General features: G+C 60.2%; 25 protein-coding genes and 1 pseudogene. 10 read left to right on the forward strand and 16 right to left on the reverse strand.

Features of this window, described 5'->3' with window-relative positions; translation table 11 throughout:
* The first annotated feature begins 20 nt into the window (after positions 1-20).
* Complete coding sequence (locus ASD32_RS07670; protein ID WP_060637420.1) at positions 21-971, forward strand: sugar-binding transcriptional regulator; 951 nt, start codon at positions 21-23, stop codon at positions 969-971.
* 50 nt (positions 972-1,021) lie between these two features.
* Entirely contained in the window at positions 1,022-1,807 is a 786-nt protein-coding gene (locus ASD32_RS07675; protein WP_060637421.1) for an SDR family oxidoreductase, read from the forward strand.
* A 104-nt stretch (positions 1,808-1,911) separates the two neighbouring features.
* On the opposite strand, the gene ASD32_RS07680 is transcribed toward ASD32_RS07675, so the two are convergent.
* Entirely contained in the window at positions 1,912-2,802 is an 891-nt protein-coding gene (locus ASD32_RS07680) for a LysR family transcriptional regulator (protein ID WP_060637422.1), read from the reverse strand.
* 169 nt (positions 2,803-2,971) lie between these two features.
* Between ASD32_RS07680 and ASD32_RS07685 the strand changes: the two genes are divergently transcribed.
* Both ASD32_RS07685 and ASD32_RS07690 read left to right on the forward strand, forming a co-directional pair.
* On the forward strand, positions 2,972-3,961 hold the full coding sequence (locus ASD32_RS07685; protein WP_060637423.1) for an aldo/keto reductase: 990 nt from the start codon (positions 2,972-2,974) through the stop codon (positions 3,959-3,961).
* Positions 3,962-4,004: 43 nt separating this feature from the next.
* Positions 4,005-5,210 (forward strand): carboxymuconolactone decarboxylase family protein, encoded by a 1,206-nt coding sequence (locus ASD32_RS07690; protein WP_060637632.1) that lies wholly within the window; start codon positions 4,005-4,007, stop codon positions 5,208-5,210.
* Between the two features lie 66 nt (positions 5,211-5,276).
* Here the strand turns inward: ASD32_RS07690 and ASD32_RS07695 are convergent, their stop codons facing one another.
* A complete protein-coding gene (locus ASD32_RS07695; protein WP_060637424.1) occupies positions 5,277-5,696 on the reverse strand; it encodes a GNAT family N-acetyltransferase in 420 nt (139 codons plus the stop codon).
* 136 nt (positions 5,697-5,832) lie between these two features.
* Between ASD32_RS07695 and ASD32_RS07700 the strand changes: the two genes are divergently transcribed.
* Positions 5,833-6,036 carry a cold-shock protein gene (locus ASD32_RS07700; RefSeq protein WP_060637425.1) on the forward strand — a complete coding sequence of 68 codons (204 nt, stop codon included), beginning with the start codon at positions 5,833-5,835 and terminating at the stop codon, positions 6,034-6,036.
* 172 nt (positions 6,037-6,208) lie between these two features.
* Here the strand turns inward: ASD32_RS07700 and ASD32_RS07705 are convergent, their stop codons facing one another.
* Positions 6,209-6,409 carry a hypothetical protein gene (locus tag ASD32_RS07705; protein ID WP_156383094.1) on the reverse strand — a complete coding sequence of 67 codons (201 nt, stop codon included), beginning with the start codon at positions 6,407-6,409 and terminating at the stop codon, positions 6,209-6,211.
* A gap of 633 nt (positions 6,410-7,042) precedes the next feature.
* Here ASD32_RS07705 and ASD32_RS07715 point away from each other — a divergent pair.
* Positions 7,043-7,252 carry a hypothetical protein gene (locus tag ASD32_RS07715; RefSeq protein ID WP_060637428.1) on the forward strand — a complete coding sequence of 70 codons (210 nt, stop codon included), beginning with the start codon at positions 7,043-7,045 and terminating at the stop codon, positions 7,250-7,252.
* A 170-nt stretch (positions 7,253-7,422) separates the two neighbouring features.
* On the opposite strand, the gene ASD32_RS07720 is transcribed toward ASD32_RS07715, so the two are convergent.
* From ASD32_RS07720 to ASD32_RS07760, 9 genes are all read right to left on the reverse strand, one after another.
* A complete protein-coding gene (locus tag ASD32_RS07720; RefSeq protein WP_060637429.1) occupies positions 7,423-8,586 on the reverse strand; it encodes an aromatic ring-hydroxylating dioxygenase subunit alpha in 1,164 nt (387 codons plus the stop codon).
* A 106-nt stretch (positions 8,587-8,692) separates the two neighbouring features.
* Positions 8,693-10,249: an ABC transporter substrate-binding protein gene (locus ASD32_RS07725; RefSeq protein WP_060637430.1), complete on the reverse strand. Its 1,557-nt coding sequence runs from the start codon at positions 10,247-10,249 to the stop codon at positions 8,693-8,695.
* 45 nt (positions 10,250-10,294) lie between these two features.
* Positions 10,295-11,299 (reverse strand): ABC transporter ATP-binding protein, encoded by a 1,005-nt coding sequence (locus ASD32_RS07730; protein WP_060637431.1) that lies wholly within the window; start codon positions 11,297-11,299, stop codon positions 10,295-10,297.
* On the reverse strand, positions 11,296-12,198 hold the full coding sequence (locus tag ASD32_RS07735; protein ID WP_060637432.1) for an ABC transporter ATP-binding protein: 903 nt from the start codon (positions 12,196-12,198) through the stop codon (positions 11,296-11,298). Before ASD32_RS07735 ends, ASD32_RS07730 begins: the two co-directional genes overlap by 4 nt.
* Positions 12,195-13,103: an ABC transporter permease gene (locus ASD32_RS07740; RefSeq protein ID WP_244490126.1), complete on the reverse strand. Its 909-nt coding sequence runs from the start codon at positions 13,101-13,103 to the stop codon at positions 12,195-12,197. Before ASD32_RS07740 ends, ASD32_RS07735 begins: the two co-directional genes overlap by 4 nt.
* Position 13,104: 1 nt before the next feature.
* Complete coding sequence (locus tag ASD32_RS07745) at positions 13,105-14,049, reverse strand: ABC transporter permease (protein WP_060637433.1); 945 nt, start codon at positions 14,047-14,049, stop codon at positions 13,105-13,107.
* A gap of 31 nt (positions 14,050-14,080) precedes the next feature.
* The gene (locus ASD32_RS07750) at positions 14,081-16,096 is read right to left on the reverse strand and encodes a CocE/NonD family hydrolase (protein ID WP_060637434.1); all 2,016 of its coding nucleotides are present in this window, start codon (positions 16,094-16,096) and stop codon (positions 14,081-14,083) included.
* Positions 16,093-17,364 (reverse strand): MFS transporter, encoded by a 1,272-nt coding sequence (locus tag ASD32_RS07755; protein ID WP_060637435.1) that lies wholly within the window; start codon positions 17,362-17,364, stop codon positions 16,093-16,095. Before ASD32_RS07755 ends, ASD32_RS07750 begins: the two co-directional genes overlap by 4 nt.
* Positions 17,365-17,374: 10 nt before the next feature.
* Entirely contained in the window at positions 17,375-19,477 is a 2,103-nt protein-coding gene (locus ASD32_RS07760; protein ID WP_060637436.1) for an FAD-dependent oxidoreductase, read from the reverse strand.
* Between the two features lie 255 nt (positions 19,478-19,732).
* Here ASD32_RS07760 and ASD32_RS07765 point away from each other — a divergent pair, with 255 nt between their 5' ends.
* Complete coding sequence (locus ASD32_RS07765) at positions 19,733-20,392, forward strand: TetR family transcriptional regulator C-terminal domain-containing protein (RefSeq protein ID WP_200953580.1); 660 nt, start codon at positions 19,733-19,735, stop codon at positions 20,390-20,392.
* On the opposite strand, the gene ASD32_RS07770 is transcribed toward ASD32_RS07765, so the two are convergent.
* Together ASD32_RS07770 and ASD32_RS07775 are read right to left on the reverse strand one after the other, a co-directional pair.
* Positions 20,365-20,970: a hypothetical protein gene (locus ASD32_RS07770; protein WP_060637437.1), complete on the reverse strand. Its 606-nt coding sequence runs from the start codon at positions 20,968-20,970 to the stop codon at positions 20,365-20,367. The genes ASD32_RS07765 and ASD32_RS07770 overlap by 28 nt on opposite strands.
* A gap of 430 nt (positions 20,971-21,400) precedes the next feature.
* Positions 21,401-21,610: a molybdopterin-binding protein gene (locus ASD32_RS07775; RefSeq protein WP_060637438.1), complete on the reverse strand. Its 210-nt coding sequence runs from the start codon at positions 21,608-21,610 to the stop codon at positions 21,401-21,403.
* Positions 21,611-21,706: 96 nt separating this feature from the next.
* Between ASD32_RS07775 and ASD32_RS30625 the strand changes: the two are divergent.
* From ASD32_RS30625 to ASD32_RS07790, 3 genes and pseudogenes are all read left to right on the forward strand, one after another.
* Positions 21,707-21,904 (forward strand): annotated as a pseudogene (locus tag ASD32_RS30625) (MFS transporter); the annotation flags it as partial.
* A 160-nt stretch (positions 21,905-22,064) separates the two neighbouring features.
* The gene (locus ASD32_RS07785; RefSeq protein WP_156383096.1) at positions 22,065-23,909 is read left to right on the forward strand and encodes a hypothetical protein; all 1,845 of its coding nucleotides are present in this window, start codon (positions 22,065-22,067) and stop codon (positions 23,907-23,909) included.
* Between the two features lie 31 nt (positions 23,910-23,940).
* Complete coding sequence (locus ASD32_RS07790; protein WP_060637441.1) at positions 23,941-24,159, forward strand: hypothetical protein; 219 nt, start codon at positions 23,941-23,943, stop codon at positions 24,157-24,159.
* Between the two features lie 169 nt (positions 24,160-24,328).
* On the opposite strand, the gene glsA is transcribed toward ASD32_RS07790, so the two are convergent.
* Positions 24,329-25,318, reverse strand: a complete 990-nt coding sequence (glsA, locus tag ASD32_RS07795) for a glutaminase A (RefSeq protein ID WP_060637442.1) — start codon at positions 25,316-25,318, stop codon at positions 24,329-24,331.
* Positions 25,319-25,561 (reverse strand): hypothetical protein, encoded by a 243-nt coding sequence (locus tag ASD32_RS07800; protein ID WP_060637443.1) that lies wholly within the window; start codon positions 25,559-25,561, stop codon positions 25,319-25,321. It lies immediately after the preceding gene.
* Between the last annotated feature and the right edge of the window lie 15 nt (positions 25,562-25,576).

Genomic DNA, 25,576 nt, shown 5'->3' on the forward strand with positions numbered 1-25,576 from the left:
ATTCACTGTAGGAGATCTCCATGGGACGGCTCAACGAGTTGCGACTGATCGCCCGGATTGCTCAGATGTACCATGTCGAGGGCAAACGGCAGGCCGAGATTGCCGAAACCATGCACATGTCGCAGGCCACCGTTTCGCGGATGCTGAAGCGGGCTGAACAGGAAGACATCGTACGCACCACAGTCATCCCGCCGGCGGGCACCTTTGCCGAGCTGGAGACGGCGCTGCGGGATCAATATGGCTTGACCGAAGCCATTGTCATCGATTGTTCCGAGGACCGCGATGGTGCGATCATGGCGCGGATCGGTGAAGCCGCTGCCCATTTTCTGGAAGTCACCTTGCAGCAGGACGAAATCGTCGGCGTCTCCAGCTGGAGCCAGACGATCCTGCGCATGGTGGACAATATCCACCCGCTGAAGAACGCCAAGGCCAAGTATATCGTGCAAATTCTCGGCGGCATGGGCGACTCGTCGGTGCAGACCCATGCCACGCAACTGACGGCCCGTCTGGCGAAACTCACCGGCGGCGAGGCACGGCTGCTGCTTGTGCAAGGCATCACCTCCTCGCGGGAAGCCAAGCTCGTGATGCTGGCAGACCCGGTGGTGCGCGAAACGATGGACCTTTTTGGCCGTCTCAGCCTTGCCATCGTCGGGATCGGCGCGGTCGAACCGTCGGAACTCCTGGCGCGGTCCGGCAATACCTTTTCGCGCCAGGAAATGGCGATGCTGCATGAGGCGGGTGCGGTTGGCGAGATTTCCTACCGCTTCTACGACAAGGCCGGCAAGCCGGTGGAAACGCCGCTCAACGACCGCGTTATCGGCCTTTCGCTTGACGAATTGCGCAAAACCAACCGCGTCATGGCTTTGGCCGGCGGCGAATCCAAGACACTGGCCATCGCCGGCGCCCTGAAACTGGGCGTCATCGATGTGCTTGTGACCGACAAGTTCACAGCGGCACGGCTCACGGCCTGATCCATTCCCGGATCAGCCTTCGGCCTGCTGCGCAATATGGAGGAAAGACCATGAAACGTTTCGCAGGCCAGACGGTATTTGTGACCGGGGGCAACAAGGGCATCGGCCGCGGCATCGCCAAGCGCTTTGCCGAAGAAGGCGCAAAGATTGCTATCGCCGCAATCGAAAAAGACACGCCGGCAGCGGCCGAAGCGCTGGCGCAGGAAACCGGCGCCGAAGTGATCGGCCTCAGCCTTGATGTGACCGACGCGGGAGCCGTGAAAGAAGCCTACGGGGAGACCGAGGCGAAGCTGAGTGCCATCTCGGTTTCCGTCCAAAATGCCGGCGTCATCACGATTGCCAAGGTGGAGAACCTGACCGAGCGGGAATGGGACCTCAATCTCGACGTCAACACAAAGGGCGTCTTCCTGTGCTGCCAGGAAGCCGTCCGCCGCTTCCGCGCCAGCGGCACGAAGGGCCGCCTGATCAACACCGCCTCGGGCCAGGCCCGTCAGGGTTTCATCTACACGCCGCATTATGCCGCGTCGAAATTCGGCGTGGTCGGCTTGACCCAGAGCCTTGCGAAAGAACTCGCGCGTGAAGGCATCACGGCAAACGCGATTTGCCCTGGTATCATCCATACCGAGATGTGGGATTACAACGACCGTGTATGGGGTCAGATGCTCGGCGAATATGGCCCCGGCGAACTGATGGCGGAATGGGTTGAAGGCATCCCGATGGGCCGGGCCGGCACACCCGCCGAAGTTGGCGCACTGGTCGCCTTCCTTGCATCTCCCGACGCCGTCTACATCACCGGCCAGACCATCAATGTCGATGGCGGCCTCATCATGTCCTAGCGGGTGCAATATCCGCCCCATGTCCAACTGTTTGCGCGTCTCATTGCGGGCGCGCAAACCGTTTGGAAAGACGAACGATCGCCAGTTGAGCTTCACCGCGTGGGTTATCGAAGGCGAAGCGCCTCCACCAGTAGTGCGAAAGCCGGGGATGCCAGCCGGCAGCTCGGATAATAGAGGTGATATCCCGGAAATGGTGCAGACCAATCCTGCAGCACCGGAACGAGACGCCCTTCGTCGACCAATGGGCCAAGGTGATCGTCAGGAAGGCAGGCGAGACCCAGCCCATCCAGCGCAGCATCGATGATCATCGGGACGTCATTGCAGATGAACTGGCCGGTGACACGCACGTTGAGCGGACGGCCGTCCCTCTCGAATTCCCAAGTATATAATCCGCCAAGCGTCGGAAGACGCAGGTTGATGCAATTGTGCTGCGTCAGATCATGCGGTGTCTGCGGCCTGGGATGGCGCTCGAAGTAACCCGGCGAGCCGGCGACCATCATCCGCAGCTCCGGGCCGATCGCAACCGCGATCATGTCCTTTTCGATACTCTCGCCAAGCCGCACGCCGGCATCATACCGTTCGGCGACGAGATCAACGAACCGCTGGTCGATTGAGATCTCGATATTGACGTCCCGATATTCAGCCATCAGCCTTTTTGCGGCAGGCATAAGAATGGTCTCGGCCGCATGGCGGCTGGAGGTGATCCGGATCGTGCCGCCGGGGCTCTGGCGCATCGCGCTCAACGCATCGATCCGGCTGCGGATATCATTGAAGGCGGGACGCAGCGTCTCCATCAACTGCTCGCCAGCCTCTGTGGGAACGACATTGCGCGTCGTCCGCGTCAAAAGCCGCACCCCCATCCGCTCTTCGATACGGCGCACGGTGTGGCTCAGCGACGATTGCGACGTTCCAAGCTGGGCGGCTGCCCGCGTGAAGCTGCGCTCTTCCGCCACCGTCAAGAAGGCGATGAGATCGCCCAGTTCATCGCGCTTCATTCATGAATCCAAAGTATAGGTTCATGCACAACTTAGCATCTAATCAAATGAGACCGCCATGGCTATTTTCACTTAACGACGCGTTGATCTCCCGCTGTTCCCCAACAGGACATGCGGATGATCGTGTGCGCGTATTGGCGCGCCCCGCCGTTATCAATGGAGACAGGACATGAAAAAGCGCATTCTCGGCAAAACCGGTCTGGAAGTTTCGGCCATCGGCTTTGGCTGCATGGGGCTGGATTTCGGCTATGCGAGCAAGGTCACGAAGCAGGAAGGCGTCGCCCTCATCCGCCAGGCAGTCGATCGCGGCGTCACCTTTTTCGACACTGCTGAAGTCTACGGCCCGTTCACCAACGAAGAGATGGTCGGGGAGGCTCTGGCGCCGGTGCGCGATCAGGTCGTCATTGCCACCAAATTCGGTTTCAACATTGCCGATGGCAAGCAGTCAGGCCTCAATAGCAGGCCCGAGCATATCCGCAACGTTTGCGACGCCTCGCTGAAGCGTCTCGGGATCGAGGTCATAGACCTCTTCTATCAACATCGTGTCGATCCGGGTGTGCCGATCGAAGATGTTGCCGGCGCCGTCAAGGACCTGATCGCTGCCGGCAAGGTCCGGCATTTCGGCCTTTCCGAACCCGGCCCTCAAACCGTCCGCCGTGCCCATTCCGTTCAGCCGGTGACAACGCTTCAGAACGAATATTCGCTTTGGACGCGGGGCCCGGAGACAAACGGTATTCTGGACGTCTGTGAGGAACTTGGCATTGGCCTCGTTCCCTATAGCCCGCTCGGCAAGGGTTTCCTCACGGGCGCGATGAGCAAGGATACCAAGCTTGGCGAAGGCGATTTTCGGGCCATCCTGCCGCGCTTCACACCGCAGGCAATGGAAAAGAACCAGGCACTTGTCGATCTCTTGAAGTCGATCGCGGCGGAAAAAGGCGGCACGCCCGCACAAATCGCACTTGCCTGGCTCTCGGCCCGCAAGCCCTGGATCGTTCCGATCCCCGGCACCACCAAGCTGCATCGCCTCGAGGAAAACCTTGCATCAGTGGATGTCGAGCTGACCCAGGCTGACCTTGCCGTCATCGAAAAGGCTGCGGCAGACATCCAGATCGAAGGTGAGCGCTATCCGGAACAGCTCCTGAAGGCGACAGGCCTTTAAGCTGGCAATGGCAGACGAACACCGGATCAAAGAGGAAAATCAAATGAAGAATATTGCCGCAAGCATCGCCATGTCCGCCCTCGCAGCAACGGGTGCGCAGGCGCAGGAGGAACGGCGGCGCGTCGCTCCGCCGGCCGTCTACGACGTGGCGCCCGGCCTTGGCCATTTCACCGATGACGTGCTTTTCGGCGAAGTCTGGGAGCGCACCGAACTCAAACCACGCGACCGCAGCCTTGTCACGGTTTCGGTCATCGTCTCGACCGGAAAAACCGCCCAGATCGCCGGCCATGTCGGCCGCGCACTCGATAATGGCGTGACGCCGGAGGAGATCGGCGAACTGATCACCCATCTCGCCTTCTATTCCGGCTGGCCGAATGCGATTTCCGCAGTGGCCGAGACGAAGAAGGTCTTCGACGAACGCAACATCGGCGCCATTGCCAGCAGCGGCGCGGACCGTCTCGAACTTCAGGCTGTTGCCGAAGCTGCAAGATCGGCTTCCGTCAATGCCACGGTCGCTCCCACGGCCGCAGCACTTGCCGACCTGACCAACCGCGTGCTTTTCGGCGATCTGTGGCAGCGGCCGGACCTCTCGGCGCGCGACCGGAGCCTCGTCACCATGTCGGCGCTGATCGCCATCGGCCAGCCGGAACAATTGCCGTTCCATGCCAACCGGGCGATGGACAACGGCTTGAGCAGCGCAGAAGCCTCCGAAGCCGTCACCCAAACGGCCTTTTACGCCGGATGGCCGCGCGCCATGTCGGCAGTGCCGGTCCTGCAGCGTGTCTTCGAAAGCCGCAAAGCCGCCGCGCATGCGACGAAAACGGGAGAACCGGCCGTGCATTTACAAATTACCAGGGCAAACGCCACGCCGGCGGCGGGGCCGGCGGACTATTTCACCGGCGAAGTTCAGGTTTCCGGACACTACCGGGGAAACGAGCCGGCCAGAATCAGCGGCGCAACGGTTGCTTTCACGGCCGGCGCCCGCACCGCCTGGCACACGCATCCGCTCGGCCAGACATTGTTTATCGTTTCCGGCAAGGGCTGGGTGCAGAAGGACGGCGGCCCTGTCGAGGTGGTCGGACCCGGCGACGTCGTCTGGATACCGCCCATGGTCAAACACTGGCATGGCGCTTCGGCTAGCGAGCCCATGACCCATTTTGCCGTCGCCGAGGCTCTCGATGGAAATGTCGTCACCTGGATGGATAAGGTCTCCGATAATGATTACGGACTGGGCCTGAGGATCGACTAACCGGCTGGCTGAGCTTGAGGAGCCGTCGAAAGGCAAAATCATCGACGGTCCTCACACCGCCGCCTCTCAACGCACTTTGCGCGCCATCCCGACGGAGCGGGGTGCGGTTTCAGTAAAACCGAACTGCTGGTAAAGACGGTTTGCCGGGACGTCGGCGACCAGACTTATGTAGGCAGTTTTGGGCAGCTGGCTCTCGATATAACCGGTCAGTGCGGCCATGATCATCTTGCCCAGCCCCTTTCCCTGGTGTTCCGGCATGATCGCGATATCGGTGACCTGAAAGAAACAGCCGCCGTCGCCGATGATGCGGCCCATGCCGACAACAGCGTCACCGTTCATCAGGCAGACGCCAAAAATCGAATTGGGCAGCCCCTTTTCGGCGGCCTCGCGCGAAAAGGGGCTAAGACCCGACACGTCCCGCAATCGCAGGTAATCGTCGATCCCTGGAACGCGGGGCTCGATGCGGTAGTCGCCATGCTGGGTCACTCTAATGCCTTCCAATCCATGTCACGAAAATGCCTGACCACGATTATCGCGTTGCTGGTGGTTGATAGGCAAGCAATGCCGCTGTAAAAAGCGCAGTCACGGAGTCAAATGGCTCTGGAATTCAAAAGGAACTGTCATGGCTACCGGTACTGTGAAATTTTTTAACGACGACAAGGGCTTTGGTTTCATCACGCCTGAAAATGGGGGACAGGATGTCTTCGTTCACGTCTCTTCCCTGCAGCGCGGCAGCTCGCTCAGAGAAGGTGACAAGGTGAGCTTCGAGATCGGCCAGGACCGCAAGACCGGCAAGTCGAAGGCCGAAAACGTCAGCGTGCTTTGATTTAACGAGGCTCGTGCCTGGCCGGCGGGATATCGCATCCTGCCGGTCCAGCACTCCGTTTACCGTCATTGCGATTCACTTCGGTAAAACAAGTGGTTCGCTGGCGTTTGCGGGCAGAAGGCGATAGCTTTCTGCGAAGCGGTCAATGAATGTGAACGGCTTAACCGGACGGTCAGGTGACTTTCGGATCGATCCGTATGTTATCCTGGGCCGACCGCAGCTGATCGATCCGGGCCTTGCCATACTCGCGCGCGTCGATCTCGTTGCGGAACGATCGATTTTCGGTATGGCTGCCATTGTAGATGGTCACGACCCAAGCGCCTTTCACAAGGCTGATCTGGGATCGCACTTTCGTGCCGTCAAAACCCGTCATATGCGTCGTCTCCATTTCATTTTCACAGTGGGCATGATTCTCAATCTGGTCAGCCCCCAAATGAGGGCGTTGGTCAAAGCCTAGTACTCGTACCCAGGGTCAACGTTTCCTTTGGGACGCGGTAACGGGAACGCGATATCAACCTATTCATCCGCCCGGCCGGCGTTCGGCGTTTGACAATGCTGAGGTAACAAATGAGTGCCTCGTCTGCCGCCAGAATGAGCGCTTCTGCAACGGCCTCACTCGGCCCATTCTCTTTCAGCGCAGTCAGGCAGGCTTGAAGAGCATTCAGATATTCATCACCGGCGCTGAGCGGCCACTCCTGAAGGAGCAGTTCCGCCGCACCCATGACGGTGTCAACCGGCTTGTATCGTTCCCCAACACGCATAAGCAGCCAAATTGTAGGAAATTGGCACGATCTGCTTGAACACATGGCACCCTCCCAACTCTGGGCATATGTATATTAGCATCAATGCAATTATCGTTCCAAAACACGCCTCTCCGCGAACCGATGACTTTGGCAAGCGCGATTGGTGTGGAAAACCATATGCTGCAGGGCCGGAGGCTAGATTCACCCTATTGCACCACGCTGTGGAGTGACGGCAGATAGCTCACACACTCATCGGAGCGGGTATGAACCAACCTATTCTGTCGGACAGTGACATAGAGCTGCTCAAGCGCGCCCTTGTGGGCCGGTGCCAATATCTTGGCATAAGCCCCGATGGCGCGGCCGCCCACACGGCCGCCGGACAACTTCTCGAGTTGTTTTACCTCGGCTTCAGAAACGAACAGCAATTGGCGACAGGCCCGATTGCCATGTCCAGCGGACAGAATTGCCACTGACGGGTTGGGCTGATCGGTGGCCGTGGCCTTTGGCCGCCCAGATCACCCGCTAGCCAGGACAGATGCAGGTCAGTGCACAGCATTTGACAGGGTCAGATTCACCACTCCGATGACGATGTCCTGTAAATCCAGTATCACTGGATGTCATGGCACAGACGGGCAATACTCGTTTAGATACCCTCGGCAGCCTCGCCGACACGGCTTCGGACATAGTTTCGAATATCCAGGCTCCAGTCTTCCATCGGCGCATAATATCCGAAATGGTGGACGCGGTTGGCCATGCCGCGTTGGACGCGTTCGCAGGCCGACCAGTCCTGACGGTTGACCAGATCCCAGAAATCTACGGTGTCGGACGGGTCGAAGCCAGGTTTTTCGATCTCTTGCTGTTCAAACAGAAAGATACAGCTGATATCGGTCCGGCCCGGTCCCTTGGGCGTTAAAAGAAAACAGGCGGCGTGGTCGCAGGCGAGGCTGACGAACAGGTTGGGATAAACCAGTTCGCCCTTGTGCCGGATCAGTTCGTGCTCGTCGAGACCGGGAAACGGGCGGCGGCTCGTCGTACCCGAGGCCGTGAACGTATAGGCGCCTTCGCGGTGAGGCACGCCGTTTTCCCAATCCAGCATCGCACCGCCATTCTCACGGAAGGCCGGAACCACCGCGCACAGTTCCGGATGCACGCCGGCACAGTGGTAACATTCGTTATAATTCTCGGCGATCACCTTCCAGTTCGCATCAACTTCGTAGTGAAGCACGGCACCAACGCGCAGGCCGGCGAGCGAATAGCGGGCGATGCGCGCCGGCATCGGCCCCAGCTGCTCGGCCAGAGACGGCGCGCCTTCCGGCGTCAAGTGCAGGAACAGAAATCCGCCCCAGCTGTCCACGCCAACCGGATAGAGGGAAAAATCCTCTTTCCTGAGCGACACGCCCTCAGCGAGATGCGGCGCTGCGATCAGCGCGCCATCCAGAGTGTAGGCCCAGGAATGATAGGCACACCGGATCAGGTTTTTACCCACCACGCCGCCCTTCAACGGCGCGCGGCCATGACGCTCCTCTGTCCCGGCCGCAACACAGAGCTCGGCGCCGCGATGGCGGCAGACGTTGTAGAAGGCTTTCAACACACCCTCGCGGTTACGAACCACCAGAACGCTTTGCCCGAACACCTGGAATACCTTGTGCCCGCCGGCGAGATCGATCTCCTCGACGCGGCCGGCGCAAATCCATTCATTCAGAAAAATCCGCTGCTTTTCAAGATTGAAGATCCGGTCTTCGAGATACCAGGACGATGGCAGGCTGGCTTGCAGCTGCGCAGATTGCGCGGTCTGGGCGATATTCATGTCTGAACTCCCTCGATTACATCATGTGGCTGGGTCGCGGAAGCAACGTTCTTCCTGCCACCACGGCGGTGTAACCCGGCTTTATTAAGAGTCATCGGCACGATCTCTACCCCTTGGCGAAACGCGCGATATCGAGATAGCCGTCGGCCAGGATGCACGGCTTCAAACCGCCGCGCGCCACGGCTGCGAATGTTTCGTGGGTGAGAAACACGAAGCCGCCGGACTGTTCCATCAGGTCCTGCATCTTCCTGTAAATCCCCCCGCGCTTGTCCGCGTCCGGTTCGTTGGTGCCCTGCTGGTACAGCGCTTCGAATTCCGGGCTGTCGAACTGGGACCAGTTGTAGATGCCGATCTGCGCAGGACGGAACCAGGTCAGATTTTCCGATGGATCGACCCCGCCGGCAAAGCCCATCAGCACCATGTCGAGCGTCTTCCAGGTTTCGCCATTCTTGTCGCCCAGCGTCCAGTAGACGCCCTCATCGACAGCCTTTATCTCGACCGTGACGCCGATTGCGCCGAGCAATGCCTGAATGATCTGGCAGGTCAGCTGGCTGGTCTTGTCGTTCATGGCGGCCAGTTCGATGGTGAGATCGGAAACACCCGCCTCTTCCAGCAAAGCCTGCGCCTTTTCGGCGTCCGGCGCGTAAAGAATAGCGTCACGATGTCCGATCATGCCGGGCGGCACGACGCCGGTTGCCGGTGCCGCCAGGCCGGAATAGGAACCGTCCATGATCTGGCTGACGTCGAGCGCATATTGGATGGCGCGGCGCACCCGTTCATCCTGGAATTTGGGATTGATCAGGTTGATCGAAAGCCAAAGAAAGCGGTTGCCGTTCATCTCGATCAGCGATGTGTCGGCCGGAAGTGTATCGCGATAGCTGGCCAGAGTGTTGAGACTGATCTTGGTATAGGCAACGGCCTTGGATTCGTAGGCGAGCGCTGCTGCTTCGTCATCGGTGACGATCTCGAACTTCACCTTGGTGAAAGCTGGTGCATCACCCTTCCAGCCCGGATTGAGCGCAAGCTGAAGGTTCTGCTTCGGCACCCATTTCTCGATGATATACGGCCCGGAACTGGCGGGAATTTCGGTCGTAAATTTACCGCCTGACTTTTCCACCGCCTTGCGGCTGACAATGTGCCCCATATAATAGGGCAGCGTGGTCACCCAGAATGGGATCGACGGCGTCTTCAGGTGGATGATGCCGGTGCGCTCCCCCGTGACCTCGACCTTGTCCATCGCCTCGAAAGCATAGGCCCAGGCAGATGTATTAGCCGGATCTGCGACGCGCTCGAATGAAAACTTCACATCATCGGCAGTGACCGGACCAAAACCACCGGTCCATTCCAGCCAGTCGTGCAGTTCGAATTCGATCTCGGTAGGGGATTTTTGGGTAAGCGTCTTGGCGGCATAGGGCTGCCAGCCGGGCGTTTCGCGCACGTCGTTCAGCCGGTTGAGCGACACGAACAGGCAGCGGCCGATTTCCTCCTCGAGCAGGCCGTTCTGGAAAGCGGGATCGAGAACCTCGATATCGGAGGCGCCGCGGATCACCAGCGTATCGCCCTCGACGGCATAGCTGAGCCCCGGACGAAGGGTGATGGCGGCGGCAGCTGCGGCACTGGCAGTCAGAAACTGTCGTCTGTTCAGCGGTATGTTCGGTGTCATGATGCGTATCCCCTTATGGTTCTTCTTGATGTATTTTCTAAGCCTCTATCTCATAGCCATGGCAGACATGCCGGCCGGCGCCTCAAGTGGAAAATGGCAGCGCACGGTATGTCCTCCCGCAAACGGCATTTCCGCCGGCGCCTTGACCCGGCAACGATCCCGCGCGATACGGCAGCGTTGATGAAATTCGCACCCGGATGGGCGGTTCATGAGGCTCGGAACCTCGCCGATGACAGGCGGTTCGGCACGGAGGCGCTTCGGGTCGGGGACCGGCTCGCTGTCGAGCAATGCGCGCGTGTAGGGATGGCGGGGAGCGCGAAAAATCTCCGCCGTCGGTCCGCTTTCAACGACACGGCCGAGATACATGATGACGATACGATCGGAAACATGCCTGGCGACGGCAAGATTGTGGGTGATCAGCAGGAAGGCCGTGTCGTGCCGGTCGCGAATATCCAGGAAAAGGTTCAGCACACCTCCCTGCACCGAGACGTCGAGCCCTGCAGTCGGCTCGTCGGCAATGATCAGCCGGGGAACGACCGACAATGCGCGGGCCACGGCGGCGCGTCGGGCCTGTCCGCCTGAAAGTGCATGCGGGAAACGCGACAGAAGGCTTGCCCCAAGACCCGCCGTTGCGGCGAGATCCTCCAGATCGGTGCGGCTCATGCCGCCTTTCCCTGCAATGCGGCGCGGTTCTGCGATCATCGCGCCAATGCGCTGGCGTGGATTGAAGGAGGATGCCGGGTCCTGAAACAAAAGCGCGGCCTCGCGGCGGACTTTGCGGAAACTCGCTTTCGAGAAATCCGGCAGGGCCGTGCCATCCAGCCTGATCTCGCCACCTGAAGGACGCATCAACCCCATCAGGGCGCGTCCAAACGTGGTCTTCCCCGATCCGCTTTCGCCGACGATACTGACGATTTCGCCGGCACGGACGGCAATCGATACGTCGATAAGAATATCCAGCTTGTATGTCGGCTGAAAGAAATAATGCGGGCCTTCCGGCACGCTGACGGTCAGATGATCGGCGGATATGACCGGATTTTTCAGGGTCATGGCATCCCCCTCGCCACCGGCGCAACCCGGCGCAGCGCCTCATGATCGATGACAGGCAAACGGCCGATGCCTGTCTTGATCAGCGACGGTTCGCAGGCAAACAGTGCCTTGGTATAGGGATGACGCGGATCGGCGAAGATCGCCTCGACCGTGCCCTCCTCGACGATACGGCCGGCATACATCACCGCCACGCGGTCGCAGATTTCGGCGATGACACCCAGATGATGGGAGATCATCAAAATGGCCACGCCGGACTCGGCGCGCAATTCGCGCATCAGATGCAGGATCTGCGCCTCCATGGTGACATCGAGCGCGGTGGTCGGCTCATCGGCAATCAGGAGCGATGGCCGCATCAGAAGGGCTGCGGCAATTGCCACGCGCTGAAGCATGCCGCCGGACAACTGGAACGGATAGGTCTCGAGCCGTGCGGCCGGATCCGGCAATCCGACCTGCTTCAAGACGGCAAGAATACGCTCACGTTTTTCTTGTTTGCTTGCCTTGCGGTCGCGCCAGAGCAGATCGGTCAACTGATGGCCAAGCGTATGCAGCGGGCTGAACGCCGTCATCGGGTTTTGGAAAATCATGGCAGCGCCGGGACCGCGCAGCGATGCCACCGTCTTATCCGGCGATTGAAGAATGTCCGCGCCGCAGAGAGAAAGGTGCTGTCCGGTCATGACCGCCGATTGCGGCAGCAGGCGCAGGACCGCATGGGCGAGGGAAGTTTTGCCCGATCCGCTTTCGCCGATCACACCGACGACCTCGCCCGGCCGGACAGTGAGGTTGACGCCGCGCACCGCCGGAACGCCCCCGCTATAGGAAATCGTCAGGTCGCCGATATCGAGCACCGGCTCGGCCAATGCCGCACCCGTTAAACGGTTGAAGCCGAATTCGAGATTCATGGCCGGCTCTCCCGCGCAAGCTTCGGATCGAGCGCATCGCGCAGCGCCTCGCCGAAGAAGGTGAAACCGATCGTGGCAAGGATCAGCGGCAATCCGCCGGCGATGACCGGCAGCGGGGTGGTGCGGATGACAGCGAAACCGTCCGACAGGATATTGCCCCAGCTCGGGATTTGCGGCTTCACACCAAGCCCCAGGAACGACAGCCCGGCCTCAAGCGTGATGATCGTCGAAAGATCGAGACAGGCAAGGATGAGCAGCGGGCCAATGACGTTCGGCAGAAGATGGACGAAGAGGATGCGGCCGAGGCCGGCATTCATCGCCTGCTCCGCCTTGATGAAATCCCGAGCCTTGATGCTGAGCGTCTGCGTGCGGATCAGCCTTGCATAACTTGGGACCGAATAGATAACGATGACGAGAATGACCGTCGAAACACCGGCCCTCAGAAGCACGACCATGGCGAGCCCGAACATGATCATCGGCAGGGAGCTTAAACTGTCGAAGACGAGGATAAGGCAGGCATCGAGCCAGCGCGGGCCATAACCGGCGATCAGGCCGAGAGGCAATGCTGCGGCCAGCGCCACGGCCAAGGATACCAGCGCCACGGTCATGGCCGTGCGGGTGCCAAGAATGACGCGGGAGAAGAGATCGCGACCGAGTTGATCGGTGCCGAGCAGATGGCTCCAGGATGGATCAGCAAGCCGTTCCTTGACGTTGATAGCGGTCGGCGAATAAGGCGCGATCCAGGGCGCAAACACAGCTGTCAGCACGATCAGAATAACCAGCGCGCAACCGATGGCCCCGAGCGGCGTCGCGATGATCTGCCGCATCACGCCCGCGATGCGCGACAGCCTTCCGGGCTCGGATATGGCAGCGCGGGTCGTCATGTCCGGTGCCGCAAGTGCCATCCTATAAAGCGCTCCTGACGCGGGGATCGAGGAAAGCCGTGACCACATCGGCGATGATCATGCAGGTCACATAGAGGCCGGATGTCATCAGCACGGTGCCCATGACGACGGGATAGTTGCGCGAGATCACCGCATCATAGGTCATCTTTCCCAGCCCCGGCCGGGAGAAGACGATCTCCGCAAAGACCGAACCGGTGAGCAGCCCGCCGAAGCCGATGGCGATGACCGAAAGCACGGCGAGAAATGCCTGCTTCAGCGCATATCGATAGATGATCTTGCGTTCGGGAACGCCGAACGAGCGCAGGGTGCGCACATAAGCTTCCCCCATCGCCTCGATCATGGCGGCGCGCACGATGCGCGAGACGTAACCCACCCAACCAAGGCCGATGGCAAAAGACGGAAGGATCAGGGCCCGCGCTTGGCTCATGATATTGCCGGGCTCGCCCGCGCCGATCGCCGGCAGCCAGTTGAGCGTCACGGCAAAGATCAACAGCGAATAAAGTGAGACCACAAATGACGGCACGGCCACCAATCCCACGGACAGAATACCAATCAGCCAGTCCGGCCAGCGGCCATGATGGACAACGGCGGCGCAACCGAGCGCGATGCCGAGCGCCACGGCCCAAATGAAACTCGCAACCGCCAGCGTTACCGTATAGGGCAGCACTTCGAGGATCATGGTCAGAACCGGGCGGCGGCTCCAGACATCCTCGCCGAGATTGCCCTCTGACAGGCGCCCGAGAAACAGGCCGAGCTGCTCGAAAACAGGCCGGTCGAGACCCATCAATTGGCGGAATGCCTCCCGCATCTCCGGCGTCGAGCGCGGCCCCAGCGCCACAACGGTCGGGTCCCCGGGGATCATGTGCATCATCCCGAACAGGAGCAGCGCCACGATGAGCAGGATGACCAAGCCAAGGCCGATGCGGCGCAGAATGAAGAGGGTCATGGGCCGGCCCCCAGTTCAGCGGGGGAGCGCATCAGAGATGATCGCGGTCGAAGCATGTCGCGCCCTCCCTTTCAAACACGAGCGCATCCCGCTCGAACGCTTCCAAACGCCAGGATAGATGAAACTGACGGAGATCCGACGTCAGCGTCACCTTCGAGCGCGTTGTCACGTCGGCATCACCGCTGGCGAAACTTAAAGTCCAGCCGGTATCCAGACGCGCCGATAGCGGATCGCCTTCGGTGATCTGCATGCGATCCACCACGCGGGCGGCGGTCACGATGGCACGGTCAGTCAGGTGCTGGCGGCCGAAATCGCTGGTCAGGTTGATGGACTGCAGACCAGTGCCCACGTCAATGGCGATGTCACGACGATGCTCCTCCCGAGCGAGTTCGACAAGTGGCACGGCCGGGGAGGTTTCGGGAGGCGGGAATACCGGAGCGATTTTGTCTTTGACCCTGCGGACCGGCAGCGAGAGCGTGCACGTACCGGGCTCAATGGAGAGCTTCGGCGAAACGGGTGACGGCCACAGGATCGGCCAAAGCTGCGTGTTCAGCACCACGCGGAGGCGGTGGCCTGCGGGAACGCGGCGGCCGGTATGGTTGAGTGCGATGCGCACGGCGAATGTTTCGCCGGGCACCAGTTTTTGCGGCTCGGAACTGCCGTTGCGGTAGGCGAGATTGAGCGCACCCCAGGTGACCAGAGTCGATGTACCGTCCGGCGCGACATCACAGATTTTCGCGACCAGAAAGGCGTCGGCCACATCGCAGACAGCGGTCAAATCGATGAAGGGGGCGCCGAGCATATCGACATCATCGCTCAGCAGGGGCGTGTCGAAACACAGCCCAAGGCCGTCTTCCCGGCGCTGGTCGAGCGCCATGTCCGGGACCGTGCCGCCATAGCCGCCATAGCGGCCGAAATCGCGGCCGGCGGTTACCGGCGATGACAGCAGCATCACCGCACCCTGCGCTGCCGTCTCACTGAGTACGCCTTCGTTCAAATGCAAAAGACGCTGCGCGATATTGGGGGACGGCCATGCGGGCTCGGTGACCCAGCGGCCCGGATGATCGGCATAAAAGGGCGCCGGCGCATGCGGCTCCGTCATCCATGCCGCATAGGCCGGCTCGTCCATGATGCCGGTATCGGCCCCATCCAGCCAGTGACGCCACCAGCGGATCGCCTCCTGCAGGTAGCCGATGGCAGGTCCCGGATCGCCGAGGAAGGGATAAGCGTGGCTCCAAGGGCCGATCAGACCTTTGCGCGGGCCGGACAGTCCCTCCATCAAGCGCGGCACGGCGTTATAATAGGTATCATCCCAGCCGCTGATCGCATAGACCGGGATGGTGATTTTCGAAAAATCCTCGCAGACCGAACCACGCTGCCAATAGGCATCCCGGCGCTGGTGCTGCATCCAAATATCGGACCAGCAAGTGGTCGCTTCCAGCCGCTCCTCCCACATGGATCGCCAACGCTCACCGACGATCTGCGGGTCCGGCGGCAAGGCACCGAGCCCCAGGATGAAGGATGACCACATGGCATCCTCGGTCAAAAGACAGCCGCCATAATAATGCACATCATCGGCATAGCGATCATCCGAGCAGCAAAGAGCAATCACGGCCTTCAAGGCAGGCGGCCGGCGGGCTGCGACCTGCAGGGCGTTGAAACCACCCCAGGAAATCCCGGTCATTCCGACGGCGCCCGTGGACCAGGATTGTGCCGCAAGCCACGCGATGATCTCCTCGGCATCGTCGAATTCCTGTTCGGTATATTCGTCGGTGAGGATGCCGTCGCTATCGCCGGACCCGCGAATATCAACGCGGCAGCAGGCAAAGCCGTGACCGGCGATATAAGGGTGCATCTTCACATCGCGAAACACCGTGCCGTCACGCCGGCGATAGGGGATGAGTTCGAGGATCGCTGCAACCGGCGCCGTTTCGGCATCCTCCGGCAGCCAGATGGTGGCCGCAAGCCGGACACCGTCCTTCATCGGGATGAACACCGGATCAAGGCAGCGAACAGCGCGCGGGAAGGTTTCGGACACCCTGCTCATGGCGCCTCCCCTTTCGTCTCCGGCTGGGAACCACCGTCATCCTTGCGCGGCAGCCATTCGTAGACGGCGGGTGATGTCTGCGGATAGGCGACGAAATCCTCGCGGTTATCGACCTTCGGTTGCTGCAGCGTCCGCCACAAGGCAAAGCCGGCAAAGGCGAGCGACAGGACGATCGCATACCAGAAGAAGGAGGCAGCGCCGAACTGTTCCACGCCGGTCGCCGCGATCGCCGGACCAATGGTGCCGCCCAGGGCCCAGACCAACAGCAGATTGGACGACAGCGCCACAAATTCCGACGAGGTGGCGCGGTCATTGGCATGGGCGACGCCGAGCGGATAGAAAATTTCCGATATGCCGCCGAAGACCGAAAAAAGGATCAACAGCAACCAGAACGGTGTCGTGGCATCGATGGCGAGAAACAGCCCGCAGACCGCAGCCAGAACCAGGGAAAGCCAGAGCATCATGTTGCGCCGGTCGAGCTTGTCGGACAGCGCGCCCAGCGGAAACTGCAGGAACAGCGCACCCAGCGCCACCGCCGCCATCAGGACGACGATGCGGTCCTGGGCAAACCCAAGCTCCAGCCCGTACAGCGAACCGATGCTGGCAAAAGTCGAGGAAATCAACCCGGTCATCAGACAGGCGAGCGTGCCGAGCGGCGAGGTCCTGAATGCCCTCAAAAAATGCATGCCGACGGGCGCATGCAATTGCGGCTCCCCGACCCAGATGGCGGTGACCGGAACCAGCGCCAGCGCGTAAAAGGCGGCGGCGATCATCAGCATGGCATCACCGGCGGGATCGATGTCGCGGGCCAGCAATTGCCCCAGCCCATAGAAGAGACCGAGAACCAGGACATAAAGCGTCAGCGTGCGGCCACGTCCTGCATTCGGCACCATTGCATTCAGCCAGCTCTCGATGATCACCGATTGACCCGCATTGACAAAACCGACGACCGCCATGACCGCCATCATCACGGCGACGCCCGGCTGGATGGCGAGTGACAGGAGAAGCACGGCCGAGAGCGCGGAAAATGCCGCGTAAGCCCGCACCTCGCCGACCGAGCGGATCAACCGTACGGACCCCATGCAGCCCACGAGGAAACCGGCGCCTTCCGCCATGACGACGAGGCCGACAATATTGGCGCCGTCGCCATTGGCAATGATACGCAACGGCAGAAGCGTGTGAAACAGTCCCGAACCCGCAGCATGGAGCGCCCCACCAGCAAGCGGCGAGGCAATCGACCATGGCGACAGGCTTGGGATCGTGTTCATCAACCGCCCCCTATTCTGCAGCGACGCGCGGCGCGACGTCCGGCTCGGCATCGACAAAGGGCGCATCGCGGCGGTACGGCTTGCCGGTATCGGCAGTGCCCAGTTCACGGGCGAGCTTGTGGCCGCTATGAACGGCATGCGCGATCGCGCCGGGCGCCAGCGTATCGCCGATCCGCTCGACGCTTCTGATCCCGGCCGCAGTCAGTTCGTCCAGGCGGCTCATCAGCGCTTCATAGAGTTCGCCGCGCGGGGCCCGCATGCCGACGATCAGGATCGAATTGCAGGCAATAGCCGTCTCTTCTCCATTGAAGAGATGCGTCAGGGTGGCGACTTCGCCGTCAAAGGCCGTGACCATGTGCAGGGTCGTGACCGGCACGTTGCGTCTGGCCAGCGCCTTGTGCACCAACGGCAATTCGTTGGTCATGATCGTCCAGGCAGACGCCTGCCCGGCCGGCGTCACATAGGAAACGCCGATACCCAGCGACGCCAGATGCTCGGTCAGCACACCGCCCATGTAGTAATTGTCGAAATCGAAGACGAGCGTCGGGCCTTGCGGCATGCGGCCGGCGGCGATATCGTCGGGCGTGAACACGCTTGGATGTTCCAGCGTTCCGACCGGAATCTCCAACGTCGAATAAAGCATCTTCGTCCAGCGGGCACCGGTGGCGACGACGACGCGATCGGGGGCGAGATCGATGATCTCGTCAACCCCCAGATTGCTTTCGAGATACATAGAGACATTGGTTATCTCGTTCAGACGGCCGAGCCGGTATTCGGCGACACGGTTCCAGGCGGACAGGCCCGGCAATGTCTTTTCGAATGTCAGGCGGCCGCCAAAAGTCTTTCCCGCATCGGCCAGCGTTACATCGTGACCGGCGCGGCCCAGCGTCAGGGCGCATTCCAGCCCGGCAGGGCCACCGCCGACGATCAGCACCTTTTCCTTGACGGCAGCCGCTGGCACACGTTCGGGATGCCAGCCGCGCCGCCATTCCTCGCCCGCCGTCGGGTTCTGCGTACAGCGGACCGGCACCCCGTCATGCCAGCTGGAGATGCAGATATTGCAACCGATACATTCGCGGATTTCTTCCATCCGGCCTTCGCGGACCTTGGCAGGCAGGAAGGGATCGGCAATGGACGGACGCGCGCCGCCGATGAAATCGAGGATACCCCGGCGGATCTGCGACACCATCGTATCCGGCGAGGTGAAGCGTCCAACGCCGACCACCGGCTTTTTCGTTATTGTCTTGACGAAATCGATCACCGGCTCATGGCTGCCCTCGCCGCTGAACCGCGAGGCGGAACAGTCCGTCGGGCTCGAATCCATCTTCACATCGAACAGGTCGGGACAGTCGGCCAGAAGCTCGATCAGTTCATGCGCTTCGGACGGTTGGTTCCGGCCTGGCCGGCCGCGCAACTCTTCCAGGCTGACGCGCAGCGCGACGCCGCAATGCTGGCCGACCGCATCCTTGGTGACCTCGATCAGCTCCCGCACGAACCGCACGCGGTTGGCGATCGAGCCGCCATATTCGTCGGTGCGGTGATTATATTCCGGCAGCAGGAACTCATAGCCGAGATAGCCCATGCCCGCATAGACATAGACGATATCGAACCCGGCGCTTCGGGCCTTGCGGGCGGCCTGCGCCTGCCATTTCAGGACGTCGCGGATATCAGACTTGTCCATGATCTTCGGGCGCAGATTGCCCATGAACCCGGTATGGGTCGACATCCACGGAATGCCCGATGGCGAGAGCGGCGGCAAACGGCTGGCCCGGTTCATGACGGCGGCACCGCCATGCCAAAGCTCAACACCCGCCAGCGAGCCGTGCCTGTGGACGGCGTCCGTCATCAGCGCATGGGCGCGGATATCATTGTCGTCCCACATCGTTGCCATTGGCAAGGGCGCATCGTCAGAACTCGGATCGGTGGAACAGGCACCGGTGCAGATAACGCCCCAGCCGCCTTCGGCCTTGGCTTCCCGAAAGGCCGCGCGGACCCGTGGCAGGGCATTGGTCATGCCGCTCGCATGCGGCACCTGGTAAAAGCGGTTCGGCGCGGTCACCGGGCCGATCTTCACAGGCTCAAACAGCACGTCGTAACGGGAATCCCGCATCATGACTACCCTCGTTCCCTGCCGCTCTTTGGCGGATCATTGCAGAAAGGATAGGCACGAAAAAAAATTCACGCAATAGAAATTATACGATCTTATAATATCTGTTTTAATACGTTGTATTATATAGAAATTATGGTTATGATTTCCAAGAATTTTGGTCTCGGCGTTGCGTATCGCTGCTTTTTCTGAACTTGAAATAATTTGGAAATCGCTGTGCCGGAGATGATAAAGCTGATGTCGAATGAGCGCTGAACCCCTGTGATCAAGACCAAGTCTGCCAAAAGGCCCTCCACACGCTTCCGGCGGGAAACGCCGGAGGACCGACGCCGCCAACTCGGCGAGGCGGCTTTGCGGTGTATCGTCAAACACGGTAATGCCGGCGTCTCCGTGCGCCAGATCTCCGCCGAGGCCGGCGTGACGCAAGGGCTCATTACCCATCATTTCGGCGAGATCAACGAACTCGTCGCCTATGCTTTCGATATCATGTCGGAAGGCGTGCTGCAGGCGATCATCGCAGCGGTCGATGCTGCTCCGCCCTCGCCCCGCGAGAGGCTCGATGCCTTCATCGACGCCTCGTTTTCGCCAATGCTGTTCGACCGCGATGTGCTCGGCGTCTGGGTGGTCTTCTGGGGGCTCATCCTGCATTCGCCGCGGATGAGCGCCTCCCAGCAGGGCGAATATTCTTCCTATGTCGTCACCGTCGAGGGATTGCTCGCCGATCTCGCCAAGGCGGAGGGTTTTGCCATCGGCAATCTGCGGCTGACATCGATTGCCTTCACCGCCCTGCTCGACGGGCTCTGGCTCGCCTGGTGCTTGAACCCGGCCGCGTTCCGCCCTGAAGACGGAGTGGCGCTGTGCCGCAACTGGGTCGAGGGTATGCGGCGGGGTGCCTATGCCGAACCGATGCCGTTGCGATGAGAGAAAGGGTTTCGCATGCATGTCGTGAGCCTGCTGAAAAGCCAGATGTTCGATGTCCGGGTCGATGGAAAAACGGCGGCAACTTCAGACATCTTTCCGGATTGGCACGCCCATGACCGGTTTGGCCTGGTGATCGACGAACCCTTCGGCGGCATCGGGGCGACACATCTTTTACAGCTGGCAATGACCTGTTCTACGATATCAAGCCCAGCCGCCGCACCACGCTTGCGGTCTATCCGGAAATCTATGCATTTCATATCGGCAAGGGCCATGGAGCCCATGCGCCCTATGATTTCTGGCCGGCGCGGCGCGAAGTCATTCTCTCCGACGATCACCGCGAAATTCTCGATGCCATCAACGATCGCGGCATCACCCGGCTCGCCGTCCCCGAGCGGCAGCCAAGGCAGGTTACGCATCGTCCCAAGGAAGTTGACGCAGCCCTCGATCGCCTCGTCTCGGCTTTCGTCTATCGTCCGGACGGCAGGATCAGCAATGGCGATGTGGTGATCGCCGGCAACGACAAGCGCACGGAATACAATCCTAGGCAAGCCCTTCGCCCGTTCTCTCCCGAAGGCCAAACATCCGCCGTTTCAACGTCGGCAAGGCCGGTCAAGGAAACCGACACCTCATACCAGGACTGGCTACAGCAGCGAAGCAGCGACGTGTCAGAAGACCAGCGCCTTGCCATCGAGCAACGGCGCGAACACTTGCGGCAAAACGGCACCGTCTGGGAATCCTATCGCCGGATTGGCATTGCCGACGCACTCGCAACTCTGGCAGGAGCCGGAAGTCCCGCCAGAGATGCGGAACGTATTGGCTGAGGCGATTTGAACGGCCGGTGCTTTTCTCGTTTGGGTGTTTGCGAGGTAACGAACGTGTACTCCCTTCGACCGGGAATACACCAACTGCTGTACAGATCAGACTTTGGTCTGTAAGGCCGCTTTGCCAAAACCAGCTCCGCCGCCGCCGAATAGGCACCGCACGATTCTGCCGGAAAGCATAAAAAACTCAATCGACGCCGATCATCACATCGGAGGCCTTGATGATGGCATAGGCACATGCGCCAACAGTGAGGCCGAGTTCATCGACAGCTTGGTTGGTGATCGACGCCGTGACGATCGCCCCATTGCCGATGTCGATGCGGACATGGGAGGTCGTCGCACCCTTTGTCACTTCGACGATCTTGCCTTTGATTTGATTGCGCGCGCTGATTTTCATGGTGTTCCTCAGATTTTGTGCCTGGCTTTATCGTGCCGGACCTCATTGTGACCGGACCAGCATTGCCACAAACCCGGACCGTGAACAACTGCGGCAACCATGGTGCTCGGCGTCGCCGTCGCGGCAGCCATTCTCAACATCTCGCAGCTTTCGCGCGGAGGCGCGTCCCTGTCGCCTGCCGATTTTAGATGGTCATTCCTCGTCATCGGCGCAATCGGGATGGCTGCGTCATTGCGATATCTGAGCTTACGGAAGGACGCCGGCGCTGAAGTCTCGGGTCACAAAACAGACTGAATTCGAAGGACAGAAAACGGCATCAGCCATATAACAGTGTGAAATCAGCGGCTGTCAGTATTGCGAATGTCGAACAACCCTGTTGACTGCCTTGAATAGATTTGAGCTTGTTGTTATCGCCAAGAGCTTAAACATCGTCCAACAGGAGCTTTGTAACCAGATGCCTGCGCAATTTCGACTGCAGACGCTTGGACGCCTCCGTTTGTTGGACGCTGATGGACAGGACATTCCATTTCCACAAATGGGATTGATTATTCTTGCTTACTTGAAGTTGCGCGGCCTCTTAACCTTTTCCCGCGCCGATATTGCGACTTTGCTTTGGGGAGACGAGGATCCCGGTCAGTCATTTGCAAATCTGCGCAAATCGGCGTCGCGCATCCTGGCGCGGCAAAATACCATCGGGCACCAGTTTTTATCCTTCTCAAGTTCAGCGGTCACCATAGCGGCCGGCACGATAGAGACGGATGTTGATTTCCTGCCGACCGACGATCCCACGGTCGGCCGCGCCTTGACGGTCGCGCTCGCATCCCGGCTTCGAGAAGATTTCCTCAGAGATATTAAACCTTTAAGCAAGACCCTTGCCGACTGGATCGACCGTGAGCGCGAAGCCCATCTGAGCGTGCTGCGCCGGTGCATCCTCAGTATCGGACTGACAGGGGATGACGCGGAAAATCGCCCCATAAAAGACGCGGCCATCAAACTTCTGGAGCATGATCCAGCTGATGAGGAGGTTCGCAATCTTCTTCGTGGCTCCATGTATCAGAAAGCCGCCGCAGCAGTGGCGACGTTACAGACGGGCTTTGATCCTGCCGTGGCGATACCGGATCCTCGCCGCCCGGAGAACCGCAAGGGACTGCCCCGTCTCGTCCTGTTGCCGCCCTCGTCGGGGGAGGCAAGGCCGGAGGTTGCCTTGTTTGCCTCCGCTCTCATCGAGGACGTGACCATCGGCTTGTGCAGCCTGCGCTCCCTGTCGGTCATCGCACCCTACAGCGCTGCCAAGATGCGGGATCACGCCGACAAGGCCGCGACGTATGAACGCTATGCCATCAGTTATATTCTCGATTCCCGCCTGACGAACGAAGGCAACGGCCATTCGCTCTTCGTCCAGCTGATCTTTTTCGGCAGCGACGAGGTCATCTGGGCAGACCGTTTCGAACTCAGCGGCAACGGATTGGTCAAGTCCCGCCGCGATATCGCACACCGTCTTGCCGAGGCCGTTTCCCGGCAGATTCACATGAACGAAACGGTGCGCAGCGACTATGAACAGGATGCCGGGGTCTATCGCAGCTTCCTGCGCGGCCAGGGTCATCTGATGAACCTGGGGCTTCCCGAGGTCCGGCGGGCGCGAAAATACTTCCGCGAGGCCCTGCAGCTTAATCCGGCTTTCGCGCCGGCGCAAAGTGGACTGTCGCGCAGCTATTTCCTGGAATGGCTGGTGACAGCGAGAAATGACCGGAGCCTGCTCTCAATGGCGGAAGGTCATGCGCAGGACGCGATCGTTTCCGACCCGCATTTGCCCACTGCCTACAAGGAGCTGGGTGTCGCCAAACTCTATATGCGGCAGTTTGATGAAAGTGCCGATTTTTTCGCGACAGCGGAAGCGCTCAGCCCCAACTATGCCAATCTGATTGCCAGCTTCGGCGATGCGCTGATCCAGGCCTCACGGCCGCAGGAAGGCCTGAAAAAGGTCGAACATGCCATCGAGCTCAATCCGATCGCTCCGGACGAATATTTCTGGACTGCGGCGGGTGCCTGCTATTCACTGGGGCGTTACGAAGAGGCTCTAAGCTATATCGGCCGCATGAACGATCGGGCACCGGCCGACAGGTTGTCCGCCGCCTGCTGGGGAATGCTGGGAGACGGGCGCAAGGCCAGCCAGTTCGTCCGCAAGACGTTCGATGTTCATCCCGCGTTCGATCTTGACACGTGGATGGCGCTCGTTCCATTCAAAGAAGAGTGGCAAAGGCAACACTATAAAGAGGGCCTTATTAAAGCAGGCTTTTAATCCATCAACTCATACGAAAAGAGATTTTAAAATGGCAAATGTCGTCATCATTGGGATCGCTGGAGAAACGGGCCTTTGGGTCGCGGATTTGAACGCAGGCACGGTCACCAAATCAGCTGAACCATCGGCCGGTGCACTTCAAACGGCAAACGACCTGCGCAACAAAGGCGCCACCGTCACGAAGGGCGTCAACCTGGCGGTTCTCGCAACCTCCGCTGAAGCCGTGTCCGGCGGGTACATGGACGGCTGACGGTAACAACTGCCGCTCAGAGACGAATTCCACGATTTTGTGAGCCATTGCCGCCTGGCAGGATTATGCCGGCGCGCAGATGCAGTGCTATACGAAGCCCGACGGATGGGAAACAGCAAAGCGGCGCCCATCGATCGGGCTATTCGCAAATTCCGGTTTTGAAACTCATCTACCCGTCATCACCGCCACCGCGAAGTTTTCGGCGCGATGCGCCGAAAACAGACCAATCCGTTTTGGATGTCAGATATTCCAGCCCCAGCGTTCCGAGCCAGCTATTGCCCATTGGGTCCAGAGCCGGTGACCATACGGCAATGGATGCCAGGTGCGGCGCGATCGCCAGGATACCGCCTCCGACGCCCGATTTTGCCGGAAGACCGACACGGTAGGCAAAATCACCCGAGCCATCATATTGCCCGCACAGCATCATGATCGACAGGATGCGCCGCGCCCTGCGGGCGGCCCGCAGCTTGACACCATCCTCGTCCTCCGGATCATCCAATAGGAGGAAACGCCCCGCCTTTGCCAGTCCCCGGCAATCCAGCGTGATCGCGCATTGGTGGATATAGGCGTCCATGACCTTCTCGACCGGATGCTGTAGATTGCCATGGTGCCTGGCCATGAACATCAGGGACCGGTTCAGGTCGCCGCCGGTGCGGTCGCTGTCCATCACGTCCTGATTGAGGTCGGGGGCTTCACCATCAAGCATGCGTTTTACCAGATCAACAACATGGCGGTTGGGGCCTGCGCGTCCGCCAAGCCCGACCAGGCTATCGCAGACGACCAGCGCACCGGCATTGATGAACGGGTTTCGCGGAATACCCTTGGCACGCTCCAGATCGATGATGGAATTGAAGGGATCGCCGGACGGATCGCGGCCGACGCGCTCCCAGAGTTTCTCACCAAGCGCCTCAAGGGCGACCTCCAGTGCAAAGACCTTGGAAATCGATTGAATGGGGAAACCGACGCTCGCATTGCCCGCAGAGACCACGTCGCCGTTGCGCATGAACACAGCGATGCCGAACTGGTTGAAATCGGTCTTCGCGGGAACGGGTTTGCCGGCCGCCTCAGCCTTTTCAACCGCCTCATCGAAAATACCCGGTGCGGCCTTGCGGACGCTCGCCACGACCTCATTCAAAATGGACTTGAGTTCCGCTGCCATTCACTCGCCGTCCAATCGGGGCTTGCCGCCGGCTGCAGGCCAGTCATTGGCCGGCTCGGCCACTATCTCTTCCATCAAAGGATCGTCCGCCGGCGCGGGATCCCGCGCAAAGGCCTGGCGAAGTGCGATGATTTCGGCTTCGATGGCATCGAGGACGTCTGCTGGCTTGTCGCCTTCGACAACGAAGGTATCGACAAAGTCCTCGATCCGCTCTCGAACGCGTTCCCGTAATATCTCGCTCATTGTAGCCTCCACTTG

Source organism: Rhizobium sp. Root483D2, assembly GCF_001426685.1.
GTDB lineage: Bacteria > Pseudomonadota > Alphaproteobacteria > Rhizobiales > Rhizobiaceae > Pararhizobium > Pararhizobium qamdonense.